Here is a 15,606-nt window from a genome sequence, read left to right on the forward strand (position 1 = left end):
GCCGTGGCGACAGCCCGCCCGCTGGCCGCGGCCGCCGCCGTGACCCTGCTGGGCCTGGCGGTACCGCTGCCGACCGCGGCGCAGGCCGGCACGGCGAACGTCGCCGCGGTGCAGGGCAACGTCCCGCGGGCCGGTGGGCTGGAGGCACTCGGCCGCATGTTCCAGGTCACCACCAACCACGTCACGCGGACCGAACAGCTCGCCGCGGACGTGGCGGCGGGCCGGGTCCCACAGCCCGATCTGGTCCTGTGGCCGGAGAACGCCTCGGACGTCGACCCGCTCGCCGACCCCCGCGCCGCCGCCCTGCTGGACCGGGCCGCGCGGGCGGCGGGCGCTCCCGTCCTCGTCGGCGCGGTCCTCGACGGGCCGGGCCCGCGCAAGGTGCGCAACGCCGCCCTGGTGTGGGACGACACCGGCTGGACCGGGCAGATGTACGTCAAGCAGCACCCGGTGCCGTTCGCCGAGTACCTGCCGGGCCGGGCCGTCCTGGAGAAGCTGGTCAGCCGGTTCGCCACCGAGATGCCCAACGACTTCGTCCACGGCACCACGACCGGGGCCCTGACCATCCGCGGGATCACCATCGGTGACGTCATCTGCTTCGAGGTGGCCTACGACGGCCTCGTGCGCGCCACCGTCGACGCCGGCGCGCGGCTGCTGGTCGTGCAGACCAACAACGCCTCGTTCGGACGCCGGGGCGAAAGCGAGCAGCAGCTGGCCATGACCCGGCTGCGCGCGGTCGAACACGGGCGGGCCGCGGTCCAGGCGTCCACCAGCGGCCAGAGCGCGATGGTCATGCCCGACGGCCGGATCCTCGCGCGGTCCGGGCTGTACCAGGCGGCCGTCCTGACCGCCGCGCTGCCGCTGCGTACCGGGCGTACGGTCGCGGACCGGCTCGGTAGCCTCCCGGAGACGCTCCTGGTGATGATCGGAGTGGCCGCTGTAGCGTTCGGCCTACGGGCTGGACGGACGCCGCCCCGACAGGCCGCCGGGCCCGGCCGGATCGCCGGACACCGGCGGGAACAGTACGGGCAGGCGGGCGGCGGCCCCGCCGACGACAGCGCTGGCGACACCGAAAGGAGCCGCGTGGACGGCGAGCGCGTTCTCGTGTGTGTTCCCACCTACAACGAGCGGGAGAACCTTCAGGACACGGTCAACCGGCTCCGGACGGCCAATCCGGACGTGGACGTGCTGGTCATCGACGACGCGAGCCCGGACGGCACCGGCCAGCTCGCCGACGAGCTCGCCAGCGCCGACCCGCGCGTCCACGTCCTGCACCGGCCGGCCAAGGAGGGGCTGGGCGCGGCCTACGTGGCCGGCTTCACCTGGGGGCTGGGCCGCGGCTACGGCATCCTGGTCGAGATGGACGCCGACGGCTCGCACCAGCCGGAGGAACTGCCCCGCCTGCTCACCGCCCTGCGGGAAACCGACCTGGTCATCGGCTCACGCTGGGTGCCCGGGGGAGAGGTGCGCAACTGGCCGCGGTCCCGGCTGCTGCTCTCCCGCGGCGCCAACGCGTACGTGCGGACCGCCCTCGGCATGCCGCTGGCCGACGCGACCGCGGGCTTCCGGGCCTACCGGGCCGAGGTCCTGCGCAGCCGCGATCTCGACCGGGTCGCGTCGCAGGGGTACTGCTTCCAGGTCGACCTGGCCTGGCAGGCGTGGCGGTCGGGGTTCCGGCTCCGCGAGGTCCCGATCACCTTCGTCCAGCGCGAACGCGGACAGTCGAAGATGAACCGGGCCGTCGTGGGGGAGGCGCTGTGGCGGGTGACCTGGTGGGCGGTGCGCTCCCTGCGCGACCGGCCGGCCGCGGCCGGCGGACGCAGCGCTGCCCGGCGGCAGAACGGCGGGAGCGAGGCCACGGTGGGCCGGGACGGACAGGACAGCCAGGGCAGCCGGGACGGACAGGCCGCGCACCCTGGCGGGGACACCGGCCCGCTACCGCTGCCCGCGGCCCGGGAGAGCGCCGAGGAACACCAGGACCAGGAACGGTCGACGACAGGTGCCTCGGCATGAGAGCGGGGCGACACGCGTGTGGCCCGCCCGGACGATCTCCGGACGGGCCACACGCGTGGGTGTCGCTACGGCAGACGTGTCAGGCGGAGCGCCGGTCCTGCCCGGTGCCCCGCAGGACCGCGAGCCGCTCAGCCAGTACCTCTTCAAGGTCGTCGGTGGTACGCCGCTCCATCAGCATGTCCCAGTGCGTGCGCGGGGGCTTGCTCTTCTTCGGCTCCGGGACCTCGCCGTCGACGATGACCGATCCGGCACCACAGACACGGCACTCCCAGACTGCCGGGACCTCGGCCTCGGCAGCGAAAGGCATGGTGAACTGGTGGCCGTTCGGGCAGTCGTAGGACGCGGTCTGGCGGGGCGCGAGTTCGGTGCTGCGGTCCGTCTCGTAGGAGACTGCACCTAGACGGCTGCCTCGCAGGATGCGCTCGCCCATGAAAACCCTCCCGAGCGTCGATACCAGTGAGGAACTCAGACTCATCAACGCCCGGGATCTGTGGGACGTTCCCTTGGGGACAAGGCCGGCAACGAGATCGCGCTCACATAAGGTATAAAGATGATCATGATTAAGCCATCTTCTCTTACGTACAGTCAGCAAGCGGCTCTTCTCGGGACGGCCCGCTGCGCGCTTGGTGTCGGACTGCTGACACGTCCCGCCAGATTCGCGCGCCTCGCCGGCGTGGACCGGGTCACCGCCGAACGGACGGCGTGGATCACCCGGCTCGCCGCCGCCCGCGACATCGCCGTCGGCGCCGGCCTGCTCACGTCCCTGCTGCGGCGCGACGGCCCACCGACACGCGGCTGGCTGCGGGCGGGCGCGCTGATCGACACGGCCGACGCGGCCGTGCTGCTCAACGCCGGCGCCCGCCGGGACATCGCCTGGGCACCGGCCGTGGCGGCGGCACTGACCGCCGCCACCAGCGCCGTCCAGGCGGGCCTGCTCACCACCCGTCCCCCCGCCGGCGCGGACCCGGCGGACCGCCGGGCGACAGCCCTCGGGGAACGAATCCGCCGCGTGAAACGTCCCACACCAGCAGAAGAGGGGAGTGGCCTGGCATGAGCGACGACAAGGAGGTCACCGTGGCAACACACCAGGTCGTCAAGACCGAGGAGGAGTGGCGCAAGGAACTCCCTGCGGAGCGGTACGCCATCCTGCGCAACGCCGCCACCGAACCACCCTTCAGCGGCGCCTACACATACAGCAAGGAAACCGGCGTCTACCGCTGCGGGGCATGCGGGAACACATTGTTCGACTCGTCCACCAAGTACGACTCCGGATCAGGCTGGCCGAGCTTCTACGAGCCCAAGGTGGCGGACGCGGTGGAACTGGTCGAGGACCACTCCCACGGCATGACCCGCACCGAGGTCCGATGCCGTCGCTGTGGGTCACATCTCGGACACGTTTTCGACGACGGCCCGGCGCCGACCGGCCAGCGCTACTGCATGAACTCGCTCGCGCTCGACCTCGAGCCAACGCCGGAGAACCCCGCCTGACATCCATAGGAGCATCCGGGAGAACCCGACGGACGTAGGCGCCGGCGCGGCGGACGCGCACCCCGTGCCGCTCCGCCCGCCGCCGCCCCTCCCCCGCACGGCACCGTAGCGCCGATAATCGACATTATGTCAAGTAGAACGAGTGGGCCCCGCCCCCACCGGCCGTCCGCCTCATGATCCCCGCCGGCCCGCCGCGCCCCTGCCGCATCCGTTCTGCCGTGCCCGTCGCTGTCCGTCGCTCGGCGCACCAGGCACACACTCGACACACCAGGAACATCCCTCGCGAGGCCTGGCACCCGGCCACAACGCCGGTCGGCCGCCGCGAACGGATTGGGCCACCCGGGCCCTGTGGACCTGTTTCCCGCGGGCGCGTCCGCGGAACAATGTCTTGGAAACACCCTCCCCCGGACCAGCGCGGCCCGAAGCCGGCTATTCGGCACCGGAGCGACGGCCAGGGCGGCATTTGACGGCGGAGATGCGGGATTGTTCGCCCGCCGTCATCCGTCATCCGCTGTCATCCGTCGTGACGGGCGGGCCGTACTCCGGACGGCGCCGGGCGGCAGACGACAACCAGGCGGACGACGGGTGTGCGCAAGCGGCCACGGTGGCCCGCTCCCGGCGGGATATGCTCATCCCGCCACAGGGGCGGGACCACTGTCGCGTCCGGCGGGAACACCTGCGGGACAGGGCGTTCGGCTCAGGGGGCTTATTACCGGGTGACACACGGAAGCCGCCGTTTCTCCCCCGGTCCATATGTGACCAGCAACACCCCGGGTAACGTCACATCAGCCCGCCGGAAACTGATATAGCGGTCTGGGGTGTTTTGCGGAGAGAGGTATCGGGAACGTGGTCAGAAATCCTCCGGCACCGGGTGAGGCGTATTTACACGGAAGCCGGCGAAGGTGGTGGTGAAAGTGACATCCGTGACCGGGTGGCTGGGTGTACGCGGCAGGGAACAACCGGGGCAGGTGTACCTCAGGGAGGCTCGCGGCAACCGCTCGGTCACCTACGGCGAAATGGCTGCCCTCGTTCAGCGCTGGCAGACCGATCTGGACGCGCACGGCCCGCGGCCGCGGGGGCGGATCGCGATCCTCGTGTCGGATCCCCTGGACTTCGCCGTGGTCTTCCTCGCCGTCCTGGTGAGCGGCAGGCACGCGGTCCCCCTGGATCCCGACGCCCCGCCCGCGGAACTGGAACGGGCGCTGGCGCGGACCCGCCCCGATCTCGTGGTCACCGACCGGCCGTTGCCCCCCACCTGCGCCCTCCGCCAGCTCAGCCCACGGCTGACCACCGGGCACACCGTCACGTCATCCCCCAGTGCCGCCGGCCACGGTGGCGCACGCTGCCGGCTGTCCGGCGGCGTCCTGCTGACGAGTTCGACGGACTCGTCGACGGCCGGAGCGACCAGGGAGATCTTCCTCGACGGCGGGCAGCTCGCACACGTGGCCGCCGCCGCCGCGCGCCACCACCAGCTGACCCGGACGGACACCGGCTACAACCCGCTCCCCTTGATCCACGTCAACGCGCAGGTGACCGGGCTGCTCGCCACCCTGTGCGGCGGAGGCACCCTCGTCCTCGACCGCCGGTTCCGCCGCCGCGGATTCTGGACGATGATCAGAAATCACCAGGTGACCTGGATCAACGGGGTCCCGTCGGTCGTGGCCCTGCTGGCCATGGATCCGCGTGCCGCCCAGGCCCGCGACTGCCGGGTCCGGTTCGTCCGGTCCGCCTCCGCTCCCCTGCCTGTCCCCGTGTTACAGGCGTTCGAGGAGGCCACCGGCGTCCCGGTGCTGGAAACCTACGGTATGGCCGAGGCCGGCGGCCTGATCACGGCGAACCCCCCGCGGGGGGCCGGCAAGCCCGGCTCGGTGGGCCTGCCGGTGGGCAGCGAGGTGCGTGTCGTCGACGACGAGGCGATGCCGTGCCCGCCGCAGGAGGCCGGGCGGGTGCAGATCCGCGGCCCCGGGGTCATCCGCGCCTACGCCGGCCCGGCCGGCGCTGACAGCTTCACCCCGGACGGCTGGCTGGACACCGGCGACACCGGCTTCACGGACACCGACGGCTACCTCTACCTCACCGGCCGCGGCGACGGCATGATCAACCGTGGTGGTGAGAAGGTCTCCCCCCGTGAGGTCGAGGAGGTCCTGCTCGCCGACCCGCGGGTGCGCCGCGCGGTGGTGGTGGGCCGGCCGGACGCCGTGCTCGGCGAGGTGCCCGTCGCGCTGGTCGTCCCGGCGAACGGCCCCGATCCCCTGCTCGTGGCCGAGCTCGTGGAGCGCTGCGAGGCCGGCCTCGCCACCTTCAAGCGGCCAACCAGCATAGAGATCGTCACCGACCTCCCCGGCGGCCGCAACGGCCCGCTCCGGCAGCTGCCCGGCACGGCCCGGCTCCCCGGCTCAGCCGCCGCATGACTCCATCCTCTCCCCTCCCCGAAGCCTCTCCCCTCCCCCCGAAGTACCCGCAAGGATCAGGCGCGGGAGGGAGCCGGTAGGGCCCGTGGGGCGGTAGGGGTGGAAGGCTGTGGCTGTTGGGCCGACAAGCAGCGGGCTTGCTACGGTGCAGTGCGGCCGGCCGTGGGAAGTTCACCGGATGTGCGACGTCGTGATGACACGCGGCCGGCGGACAGGCAGAGTCAGCAGGTGAGAGAGGGTGCCGTGGACGACGAGACAATGGCGGGGTTCCTCGCCGAGCTGGCCTCCCCCGCGCCCGCGCCGGGTGGTGGCGCGGCCGCGGCGCTGCAGGCCGCCCTCGGCGCGGCGCTGGTGAGCATGGTCTGCAATCTCACGATCGGCAAGCCCCGGTACGCCGAGCACGAGGCGACGATGCTCTCCGCCCGGCTCGACGCCGACAAGGCCCGCGCCGAGGCGCTGGCGCTGGCCGGCGCCGACGCCCGCGCGTTCGCCGCGGTCAGCGACGCGTACAAGCTGCCGAAGGGCACCGGCGAGGAACGGGCCGCCCGCAGCCAGGCGATCCAGGCCGCGCTGGTCACCGCGGCCGAGGTGCCGCTGCACACCGCGGCGGTCGCGGCGGCCGTGGTCGGGCTGTGCACGTCGATCATCGACGGCGCGAACGTCAACGTCCTCAGCGATGTCGGGGTGGCCGCCGCCAGCGCACGCGCCGCGCTGGACAGCGCGGCGATCAACGTACGGGTGAACACGGCGGCGATGACGGACACGGCCGCGCGCGAGCGTGCCACGGCCGCCCTCGCCGGCCATCTGACCTCTGTGGCTACGGCGGACGGCATCGTGCGCGCCGTCGGGGAACGGATCGGATCATGAAGCTGCTGGACGGACGGGCCATGGCCGCGGAGATCGGCCGGGGCGTCGTCGACGAGGTGGAACGGCTGCGCGAGGCCGGCCGGGTGCCGACGCTGGCCGTGGTCCTGCCGGGCACCGACCCGGCGGCCCGGTCCTACGTCAGGGTGATCGAACGTGGCGCGGCGAAGGTGGGGGTCCACTGCGTCGTCCACGAGCTGTCCGGGGACGCCGCCGAGCTCGTCGCCACGGTCGACCGGCTGGCCGCCGACGACGAGGTGCACGGCCTGATGGTGCAGACCCCGCTGCCCCCGGGCCTGTCCGCGCAGGACGTCGGCAGCCGTATCCCGCCGCACAAGGACGTCGACGGGATGAACCCGCTGAGCCTGGGCCGGCTGGCCCTGGGCCTGCCGTGTTTCGCGCCGGCCACCGCCGCCGCGGTGCTGGAGATCCTGCACCGCGGTGACGTCAAGCTCGCCGGTGTCCGCGCGGTGGTCATCGGGCGCAGCCCGGTGGTCGGCAAGCCCGCGTCCCTGCTGCTGCTGGCCGAGGACGCCACGGTGACGATCTGCCACTCCCGTACGGCAGACCTGCTCTCGGTCGTGCACGAGGCCGATGTCGTGGTGGCCGCCGTCGGCCGTCCCAAGATGATCGGCAAGGGGTTCATCCGGCCGGGTGCCGTCGTCATCGACGTGGGGACGAACGTCACCGAGGCCGGTCTGGTCGGCGACGTGGACGCCGACGCGGTCGCGTCCGTGGCGGGCGCTCTCACCCCGGTCCCGGGCGGGGTCGGGCCGGTGACCACGATGCTGCTGCTGCGCAACACCACCACCGCAGCCACCGGGTAAGCCCACCCGGACTCGACCGCGAGCTGTCAGGGGCGCGACCCAGAAAGGCCCGGAAGGAAGACCGGGACAAACCGCTGGTCCATCGGCGGCGTCGATGTAGTCCCTGAGGGGACCGGTAAAAAGGACATATCGGCGGTGCGGAACGGTTACCAGCGGGCCTTTTCGCTGGGCTGCCGACAGGATGACACCCGCAGTTCCTTCCCAGAGGCAGAAAAAGCACTCGTCAGGCGTCTCAGTGAAATCAGTGAGAATGTTCAGCACGCGCCGTGCCTGTGACGCCCATGCCCACGCCCGGGCCCAGTCCTCGACGTGCACGATCGCGCCGGGCGCGGTCAGCGCGGCCACGACCTGACCATGGGTGATCATCGCGTCCTCGTGGATCGGGCAGAGCCGGCCCACGATCCCGGCCACGTCCAGACGAGCCAGGAAGTCACGCACGATGGGGAGCAGACCAAGCGGCTTCTTCACGCGCGGTCTGGGAGGTGAGGCCGGCGGCCAGCCGGACGCGGTTGCGGCCGTCGGCCTTGGCCCGGTAGAGCGCCGCGTCCGCCGTCTCCAGCAGGGCGGCCAGCTCCACGTCCGCGCCGGTGGCGGTGGCCACCCCGACCGAGACGGTCACGGACACGCAGACCACGCCGGCGGCGTGGCTGTCCGCCCGGCAGCGCATCCCGGCCACCTGGCGGCGGATCCGGTCGGCGGCCCGGGCGGCGCCGTCGAGGTCGGTGTCACACAGCATGATCACGAATTCTTCGCCGCCGAACCGGCCGACGAGGTCACGAGGCCGGGTGGCGGCGCGCAGCGCGTCCGCGACACACATGAGAACGGCGTCGCCGGCAAGATGGCCGAACTGGTCGTTGACCTTCTTGAAATGGTCGATGTCCACGATGAGCACGGACATCGGACGGCCCGAGCGCCGGATTCGCGCCACCTCCTTCTCCACCGTCTCACGCCAGTAGGCCGGGTTGGCCAGCCGGGTCTTGGCGTCGGTGCGGGCCGCCTGGAGCAGTTCGGCGTGCAGCAGGCTGCGTTGCAGCAGCAGCGCGGGCGGTGTCGCGGTGAGCATGAGCAGGGGATGCGCGGTCCACAGCACGGCCAGGCCGATGGCGGAACACATCTCGGCGGCGTCGACGGCGAACGTCTCCCGCCTGCCGCCGGCGAACGGGCGGCGGGCCGGCTGCGCCGATCTCGGATGCGCGCACCACAGCATGCCGCGCAGCAGGACACGGTTGAGCACCGTGTAGGTGAACACCGCCACGAACAGCGCGCCGATACGTCCGGACGAGCCCACCAGGGTGTCGATCCGGTACGGCCCCTGGGGCGGGGCGAGCGCCCGGTGCACGCCGGCCGCGCAGAAACCCGACACGCCCAGCGCCGCCGCGTTGAAGACCTGCCGGTACCTGGGCTGCGCGGCCGGCTGGCCGCGGGAACGGAAAAGGCAGTGCAGGGGTATGTGCAGGACGGCGGCGTACAGCGGTGGGAGAAGAAGTGTGACCGGCAGGGTCCAGTTCGACAGCAGGTCCCGGTGCGGCTCGTCCTTCCGGAGACCGGGCACACCGAGATGCCGGGACGTTTCCATGGCCAGCCGGCCGAGCAGAACGAACGCCCCGAACGTGAACAGGTCGGCAAACCTGAAGGAAAGCCCGAACAGGCCGACAAGGACAACTACCAGACACAGTACGTCGACGGCGACGAGATAACGGACAAGCCGTGGCGGCAGACTCCACAGCACAAAATGCGACACCCACTCGACCAGCCGTTCACCGGCCTGCCGGGCGGCCTTTCCCCCACGCCGCCAGAACCGCCGCACGAATCCCCGGAACCGCCGCTCCTGGGACGGCCGCTGGGGCGGCTGCGACGGCCGGGACAGCCCGGGTGCCAGTGGCTGGGATGGCGGGAACGGCCGGGACGAGCGGGCCGGCCGAGGCGACGGCGGCTGGGATGGTGGCCGGGAGGACGGCTGGGGCGCTGGCTGGGAGGGGAACGGGGAGGGCGGCTGAGGGGATGGCTGAGAGGGGGAGCGCGACGGTGGACGGGATGGCGGACATGGCGGACAAGGTGGCGGGCACATGTCCGTTCCGCCGGCGGTGGAGCCCGCCGGCGCGGGCGTGCCGTGCGCCGTTGTTCCAGCGGGATGCGCGGTTTTCCCCGGATTCGCCGTTCCCCACAGAGGCACCGTTCCCCGGAGAGGAGGTAACAAAATGCGGGACATCATGGTGGGCCGACCTTCCTCCCGTTCGCCTCGTTCCGGTTTGATTCGCACCGGCCTGCTACTCACAGTCACCAACAGAAGCAAAGAGTACGGAGGGTGGCCCGGCGACCGCAACCACTTCGATGTTGTCCCTGTGTCGGGAACCGTCGGACGATGCCCGAGAAGATGGCCCCGATACGGCACACAACCGTTCCGGCGGGCCCGTTGCCGCAGGTCAAGCGGTTAGATCATCAGGTGGTGCGGGCGACCGCCTCCACCATGGCGGCGGTCAGCGCGGCGACGTCTGGGCGCGTCATGACGTATGGGGGCATTGCGTACACCAACCGGCCAAACGGACGCACCCAGACCCCCAGCTCCACCAGCAGCGGCTGGATCACCCGCATGTCGACCGGCTCCCGGGTCTCGATCACCCCGATCGCGCCCAGTGTCCGCACGTCGGCGACACCGGGCAGCGCGCGGGCAGGCGCGAGCCCCTCGGCCAGCCAGGTCCGCAGATCACCGACCCGGCGCCGCCACGGCCCGGACAGCAGCAGGCCGATGCTGGCGTTCGCCACCGCCGCGGCCAGCGGGTTGCCCATGAACGTCGGCCCGTGCATGAACACGCCCGCCTCGGACCCGCACACCCCGGCCGCCACCTCGTCCGTGCACAGGGTTGCGGCCATCGACAGGTATCCCCCGGTCATGGCCTTGCCGACGCACATGATGTCCGGGCTGATCCCGGCGTGGTTGCAGCCGAACAGCTCCCCCGAGCGTCCGAACCCGGTCGCGATCTCGTCGGCGATGAGCAGGATGCCGTAGGCGTCGCACAGCTCGCGCAGCCGGGCCAGCCAGCCCGGGGCGTAGAAGCGCATCGCCCCGGCGCCCTGCACCACCGGCTCGCAGATCACCGCGGCGATCTCGTGCTGGTGCTCGTCGAGCAGCCGGGCGATACCGGCGACGTGCTCGTCCTCGCAGGGCTCGTCGAAGCCCGGCCGCGGCGCCTCGGCGAAGAGGTGACGCGGCAGCAGGCCGGTGAACAGATGGTGCATGCCGGTGTCCGGGTCGCACACGGCCATCGCGCCGGAGGTGTCCCCATGATATCCCCGGCGGACGGTGAGCAGCCTCGTCCGCCCGGGGCGTCCCCGGCCCCGCGCGTACTGCAACGCCATCTTGATCGCGACCTCGACGGAGACCGAACCGGAGTCGCAGAAGAACACCCTGGTCAGCGGCGGCGGGGTGATCTCGGCCAGGGTGCGGGCCAGCGTCACCGCGGGCGCGTGGGTCAGCCCGCCGAACATGACATGGGCCATGTCGTCGAGCTGGTCGCGCACCGCCGCGTCCAGGACCGGGTGGGCGTAGCCGTGGATGGCGGCCCACCACGACGACATGCCGTCGATCAGCTCCCGCCCGTCGGCCAGCCGCAGCCGCACCCCGGACGCGGACGCCACCGGGAACACCGGCAGCGGGTCGGTCGCCGACGCGTACGGATGCCAGACATGCGCCCGGTCGTCGGCGAGCAGCTCCCCCACATCGGCGTACCGAGCCGACGTGTCTCCCTCCGGACGATGCCGCGGACGATGCCCCATACGCCATGTCTACCGTGCCCCGTCCATCACGCGTCATACGGCGTACGCCGTCCCGCCCGTACCGGCCCACGGCCCACCGCCGATCCCGGCGCGCTCCTGGCCGTCTGAGCATCCGCGGCGGATGTGACGGCTGGGTGGACGGCATGTCCCGCGGTGGTCATGGCGGCCGGCTGTCGCGGTATGGACAGGCGGCAACGGACCATCGGCGTTTGCGAGGAAGCCGCGTGGAGATAATCCCACCGTTGGTGACAACGGCTGGTGACAGTTACTGGTGACAACGACTCCCACCGGGGAAGGCCACCATGTTTCAACTGATCTGGATCATCCTTGCCGGCCTCGTGATCGGCCTGTTGGCACGACTGGCCGTCCGGGGGCCGCAGCGGATCCCGCTGTGGCTCACGATCGTCGTCGGCATCGTCGGCGCGCTGGTGGGCAACATCATCGCCAGTGTGCTCGGTGTCCGCCACACCGGCGGTTTCGACTGGATACGCCACATCCTGCAGGTCGGTGTGGCCGCCGGCCTCATCGTCCTCCTCACGCCCCTGTGGCTCAACCGCAACACCCAGCGTCCCGACGAGCACCGCCAGTATCGGTAGGCCCTGGCTCTCCGACGTCCGCCGTGAGCGGCCCCGACCCAGTACCCGCACTGCATGATGGCCGTATGACGAACGGTGTCGACACGTTGTCGGAGACGCCCGAGGCATCGGAGACGATCACGGGGCTGGCCGCGGACTTCGACCGCGACGGTTTCGTGATCGTCCGCGGGCTGTTCGGCGAGGAGGAGACGGCTGAGCTCGGTGCCGCGCTCGCCGGCCTCCAGCGCCGGATCAGCACCGGCGAGCTCGACCGCTCCTGGGCCGGGGACGATCTCGGCGGCGACTTCGACGGTGAGCATCCGCCGTACGTGCACTATGTCGTCGGGGTGACGAACCTCTCCCCCGTCGCCGCGGTCGCGATCCGCCACCCCGTCCTGCTCGCGCTCGTCCGGCGCATCCTCGGCGACGGCTACTGGCTGTACGACGTGGACGATCATGGTGTGATCTACCAGGACGCCCGCCCCGGCGCCGGGATGACCTACACGCGGATCGGCTGGCACAGCGACCACCAGTCCCGGCCGACGTCGGACATCTGGCCCGGCGTGGCGCTGACCTTCCACATCGACGCGACATCGCCGGCCAACGGCTTCCTGCGGGCGGTGCCCGGCAGCCACCACGGGGACTGGGACGCCGTCCCCGCCGGCTTCGGCAGGATCCCCGGCGAGGTGGCGCTCTACTGCGACCGCGGTGACGTGCTGCTGCACCACAGCGACCTGTGGCACGCCGCCGCCCGCGCCACCGAGGATCCGCCCGGCGGCGTGCGCCGGCACATGCGCGGCAGCTACCTGGGCGGCCGCCCCCTCGCCGCCGGCGAACAGCTCGAGCCCTTCAACAAGAACGCCCTGCGCTGACCCCGGCCGCCCGCGAATTTCATCATCGTTGTGATTCTGGTGCTGCCGGAACGGCATCGGGATCACAACGGCCACTTGTCGGCGGTGAGGGTACGCGGGACGGCGGCGGTGGGTGGATGCGGTTGTCGGTGACGCGGGCGGCGCGGGCAGGATGGGTGCGTGGTCCTACCGATTCACGACATCAACCCGCTGCGTCGCCGGCCGGTCGTCACCTGGCTGCTGATAGCGGTCAACGTCGTCGTCTTCGTGTTCTTCGAGCCGGTCGTGACCTCGGTCGCCGGGGCTGACACCACGACTCCGGCGAGCGTCTGCGAGCAGGAGCGGTTCTTCGACCGCTGGGGCGCGGTCCCCACCGAGATCCTGGAGAACCGGCCCGCTTCGAAGGCGCTCACCGGTCAGGCCGTGGGGGTGGATCCGCAGGGCCATGTGCTCTGCCAGCAGGAGTCGCCGCCGCCGTACACCAAGCCACCGGTCCTGTCGGTGCTCACGGCGATGTTCCTGCACGGGAGCTGGCTGCACCTGCTCGGGAACATGCTCTTCCTCGGCGTGTTCGGCAACAACGTGGAAGACCGGATGGGCCGCTTCCTCTATCTGATCTTCTACCTGGCGTGCGGGTACGTGGCCACCTACGGGTTCGCGCTGTTCGAGTCGGACTCGACCACGACGCTCATCGGCGCCTCCGGGGCGGTGGCCGGCGTACTCGGCGCCTACCTGGTCGTCTTCCCGCGGGCGCGGGTCATCGGCCTTGTCACGTTCCTGTTCTTCCTGCCGTTCTGGCTGCCGGCCTGGATAGTGCTCGGGTTCTGGTTCCTGCTGCAGTATGTCTATTTCATCGGTATGGGTGTCGCCGAGGGCGGCAGCGTCGCCTACGGCGCCCATGTGGTCGGGTTCGTTTTCGGCGCGTTGGCCGTCCTGCCGTTCGTCCGCAAGCTGCGGGCCGCGGGGCCGGCCCGGTACCAGCCGCCCGACCAGTGGTGGGTCCGTCGGATGCCCTGGCCCTGACCGGCCGGGCGATGCGGGCCGGGGGTGGCTGCCGGCCCGCTGGCACCCCCGGCCGGCCGGCGGGACACTCCCGCCGTGTTTTTACGCTATACGCCCAAGAAGGGACGGGCCGCCGGGCTAGTCCCCCCGCCCGCCGCGGTCATCGCGGTGGACGGGCACGGACGAACGCGGCGGCCCGGGCCGGTCGCGCGGGCGGCGCCCGGACGCCTGCATCGACCAACATCCATCAGACACGCCCTGGCGGCGGGCTCCCGGGCCGGTGCCGGGCCACCCGCCGGTGGTCGGCATGTTCAGGCGGTAACCGGCGTCGACCGCCACAGGCGCCGCTTCTTCCCTGCCTTCTTCCCCGTCTTCTTCCCCGAGTCCTTCCCGGCCGGGCCGCTCTTCCCTATCGGCTCACCGCCAGCCTGGTCGCCGCCTGCTGGTTCACCTCCGGCCGGGCCGGGAAGCGGCACGGCCAACACGGGCAGGTCGATGGCGACCGTCCGCCAGCCCTCGTAGACCTCCTCGGACGGGAACCCCCGCGCGGCCAGGGCCTGTGCGGCACCGACGAGCTGCTCGTACGTCCGCTGGTCGTCGACCTCGTCGGCACGCTCCTCCCGCGCGGCGTACCGGCGCACGACCGTGCCGCCGACCCGCAACGACGCGCCGCCTGACAGCGGGGCGGCTGGCGGTGCGCCCTCCGACGGTGCGTCAGCCGACGGTGCGTCAGCCGCGGACACGGCGGCTGACGAGGTGGTCCCGCCCAGGATGCGCGTCAGCGTCCAGGCGCGCACGAAGGTGACGGTGTGTGGCTCGTCCAGATCGGTGGTGGGCAGAGCACCCACATACTCCTCCAGAATCCTGACCACCTGTTCGACGGTCGCAGGACCCGGTTCCGCGCCGCCTTTACCCAGACCCATCTACAACATCCTCTCCAGATATGTGGATAACTCCGGACCGTGACAACCGGAGCATGACAGCCAATGACAACCGAACCGTGACAACCGCGGGCCGGCTCGCGGAACCGATAGCGCATCATCCCGGACGATGCGGTCGCTTCCGGCACCGGGGTGCTCACGAGACATCGCCGACACATACGCCCACAAGGTGTTTGCGCACCCGACCGGGAGCAAAGATCGACCAATCCGCTGATCGGGAATGGGGCGTCCCGGTGGGGCGCCGGGCACGACGCCCGTGCGGGCCGCCGCCCGGACGCGCTCCCCACGAGCCCCGCGGGCCCCTCGGCCCGGGAAAGGACCATCATGCGTACCCGGGTACAGGTCCCCTTCGCCGCCCTGATCTGGTTCGCCGTCGGCATCATCGTCGCGATCAACAGGGACTACCAGGTGCACACCGGATCCCAGCTCGCCACCTTCGTGCTGGCCGTGACCAGCTGGCCGGTCCTGCTCCTCGGCGGCAGCGTGCAGATCCAGCTCTGACCGGCGCCCGCGCCCGGGCCGCCTCCCTCGCACGGGCGCCGGCCGGCTGCCTGACCGGGCCCGGCTCACCTCCCGTGGGCACCCCTGGGCGGAGAGCCACGCCGGCAACGGTGACGGCACAACGGTGACGGCACCCGCGGTGGCAACGCCGGTGACGACGCCACGCCGGTCGGAACCGGGGATTCGGCCGGCCCGACACGCCCGCTACCAGTGCTCCGCCACCGGGCGTGTCGGGGTATGTGCCGGCCGCGGCAAAGGAGGGCATCTCGTGATTACCCGGGACCTGCGGGTCGAACCGTTCCAGCTCGGGCTAGAATCTGTTTGCAGAATATGACGTGCGGTTACAGGCATCCCAGTCC

General features: G+C 71.5%; 14 protein-coding genes. 10 read left to right on the forward strand and 4 right to left on the reverse strand.

Annotated elements, in window-relative coordinates:
* Positions 1 to 2,013: apolipoprotein N-acyltransferase (lnt, locus tag NBW84_RS00005; RefSeq protein WP_445548382.1), on the forward strand; the 2,013-nt coding region annotated here is incomplete at its 5' end.
* A gap of 79 nt (positions 2,014 to 2,092) precedes the next feature.
* On the opposite strand, the gene NBW84_RS00010 is transcribed toward lnt, so the two are convergent.
* On the reverse strand, positions 2,093 to 2,443 hold the full coding sequence (locus NBW84_RS00010) for an RNA polymerase-binding protein RbpA (protein ID WP_013873689.1): 351 nt from the start codon (positions 2,441 to 2,443) through the stop codon (positions 2,093 to 2,095).
* A 120-nt stretch (positions 2,444 to 2,563) separates the two neighbouring features.
* On the opposite strand from NBW84_RS00010, the gene NBW84_RS00015 reads away from it, so the two are divergent.
* The 5 genes from NBW84_RS00015 (at position 2,564) to NBW84_RS00035 (ending at position 7,603) form a co-directional block, all read left to right on the forward strand.
* Entirely contained in the window at positions 2,564 to 3,067 is a 504-nt protein-coding gene (locus tag NBW84_RS00015) for a DUF4267 domain-containing protein (protein WP_250280433.1), read from the forward strand.
* Entirely contained in the window at positions 3,064 to 3,501 is a 438-nt protein-coding gene (gene msrB / locus NBW84_RS00020) for a peptide-methionine (R)-S-oxide reductase MsrB (protein WP_250280435.1), read from the forward strand. The genes NBW84_RS00015 and msrB overlap by 4 nt, the downstream gene beginning before the upstream one ends.
* A 914-nt stretch (positions 3,502 to 4,415) precedes the next feature.
* Positions 4,416 to 5,912, forward strand: a complete 1,497-nt coding sequence (locus NBW84_RS00025; RefSeq protein WP_250280437.1) for an AMP-binding protein — start codon at positions 4,416 to 4,418, stop codon at positions 5,910 to 5,912.
* Between the two features lie 243 nt (positions 5,913 to 6,155).
* Complete coding sequence (locus NBW84_RS00030) at positions 6,156 to 6,779, forward strand: cyclodeaminase/cyclohydrolase family protein (RefSeq protein WP_445548384.1); 624 nt, start codon at positions 6,156 to 6,158, stop codon at positions 6,777 to 6,779.
* On the forward strand, positions 6,776 to 7,603 hold the full coding sequence (locus NBW84_RS00035) for a bifunctional 5,10-methylenetetrahydrofolate dehydrogenase/5,10-methenyltetrahydrofolate cyclohydrolase (protein ID WP_250280441.1): 828 nt from the start codon (positions 6,776 to 6,778) through the stop codon (positions 7,601 to 7,603). Before NBW84_RS00030 ends, NBW84_RS00035 begins: the two co-directional genes overlap by 4 nt.
* A 430-nt stretch (positions 7,604 to 8,033) precedes the next feature.
* On the opposite strand, the gene NBW84_RS00040 is transcribed toward NBW84_RS00035, so the two are convergent.
* The gene (locus tag NBW84_RS00040) at positions 8,034 to 9,410 is read right to left on the reverse strand and encodes a GGDEF domain-containing protein (protein WP_250280443.1); all 1,377 of its coding nucleotides are present in this window, start codon (positions 9,408 to 9,410) and stop codon (positions 8,034 to 8,036) included.
* A 632-nt stretch (positions 9,411 to 10,042) separates the two neighbouring features.
* Positions 10,043 to 11,377, reverse strand: a complete 1,335-nt coding sequence (bioA, locus tag NBW84_RS00045) for an adenosylmethionine--8-amino-7-oxononanoate transaminase (RefSeq protein WP_250280444.1) — start codon at positions 11,375 to 11,377, stop codon at positions 10,043 to 10,045.
* 302 nt (positions 11,378 to 11,679) lie between these two features.
* Between bioA and NBW84_RS00050 the strand changes: the two genes are divergently transcribed.
* The 3 genes from NBW84_RS00050 (at position 11,680) to NBW84_RS00060 (ending at position 13,826) form a co-directional block, all read left to right on the forward strand.
* The gene (locus NBW84_RS00050; protein WP_250280448.1) at positions 11,680 to 11,973 is read left to right on the forward strand and encodes a GlsB/YeaQ/YmgE family stress response membrane protein; all 294 of its coding nucleotides are present in this window, start codon (positions 11,680 to 11,682) and stop codon (positions 11,971 to 11,973) included.
* Between the two features lie 65 nt (positions 11,974 to 12,038).
* A complete protein-coding gene (locus tag NBW84_RS00055; RefSeq protein ID WP_250280451.1) occupies positions 12,039 to 12,824 on the forward strand; it encodes a phytanoyl-CoA dioxygenase family protein in 786 nt (261 codons plus the stop codon).
* 159 nt (positions 12,825 to 12,983) lie between these two features.
* The gene (locus tag NBW84_RS00060; RefSeq protein ID WP_250280453.1) at positions 12,984 to 13,826 is read left to right on the forward strand and encodes a rhomboid family intramembrane serine protease; all 843 of its coding nucleotides are present in this window, start codon (positions 12,984 to 12,986) and stop codon (positions 13,824 to 13,826) included.
* 290 nt (positions 13,827 to 14,116) lie between these two features.
* Here the strand turns inward: NBW84_RS00060 and NBW84_RS00065 are convergent, their stop codons facing one another.
* Positions 14,117 to 14,728, reverse strand: coding sequence for a hypothetical protein (locus NBW84_RS00065; RefSeq protein ID WP_250280455.1), 612 nt, complete (start codon positions 14,726 to 14,728; stop codon positions 14,117 to 14,119).
* Positions 14,729 to 15,070: 342 nt separating this feature from the next.
* Between NBW84_RS00065 and NBW84_RS00070 the strand changes: the two genes are divergently transcribed.
* Complete coding sequence (locus tag NBW84_RS00070; RefSeq protein WP_250280456.1) at positions 15,071 to 15,247, forward strand: hypothetical protein; 177 nt, start codon at positions 15,071 to 15,073, stop codon at positions 15,245 to 15,247.
* Positions 15,248 to 15,606: the final 359 nt, after the last annotated feature.

The sequence above is a fragment of the Protofrankia sp. CiP1_Cm_nod2 genome, from assembly GCF_920664355.1.
Taxonomy (GTDB): domain Bacteria; phylum Actinomycetota; class Actinomycetes; order Frankiales; family Frankiaceae; genus Protofrankia.

Excerpts from the sequence above, each read along its gene's own strand:
- NBW84_RS00010 (WP_013873689.1), bottom strand. The coding sequence starts at position 2,443 with ATGGGCGAGCGCATCCTGCGAGGCAGCCGTCTAGGTGCAGTCTCCTAC.
- NBW84_RS00015 (WP_250280433.1), top strand. The coding sequence starts at position 2,564 with ATGATCATGATTAAGCCATCTTCTCTTACGTACAGTCAGCAAGCGGCT.
- msrB (WP_250280435.1), top strand. The coding sequence starts at position 3,064 with ATGAGCGACGACAAGGAGGTCACCGTGGCAACACACCAGGTCGTCAAG.
- NBW84_RS00035 (WP_250280441.1), top strand. The coding sequence starts at position 6,776 with ATGAAGCTGCTGGACGGACGGGCCATGGCCGCGGAGATCGGCCGGGGC.
- bioA (WP_250280444.1), bottom strand. The coding sequence starts at position 11,377 with ATGGGGCATCGTCCGCGGCATCGTCCGGAGGGAGACACGTCGGCTCGG.
- NBW84_RS00050 (WP_250280448.1), top strand. The coding sequence starts at position 11,680 with ATGTTTCAACTGATCTGGATCATCCTTGCCGGCCTCGTGATCGGCCTG.
- NBW84_RS00055 (WP_250280451.1), top strand. The coding sequence starts at position 12,039 with ATGACGAACGGTGTCGACACGTTGTCGGAGACGCCCGAGGCATCGGAG.
- NBW84_RS00065 (WP_250280455.1), bottom strand. The coding sequence starts at position 14,728 with ATGGGTCTGGGTAAAGGCGGCGCGGAACCGGGTCCTGCGACCGTCGAA.
- NBW84_RS00070 (WP_250280456.1), top strand. The coding sequence starts at position 15,071 with ATGCGTACCCGGGTACAGGTCCCCTTCGCCGCCCTGATCTGGTTCGCC.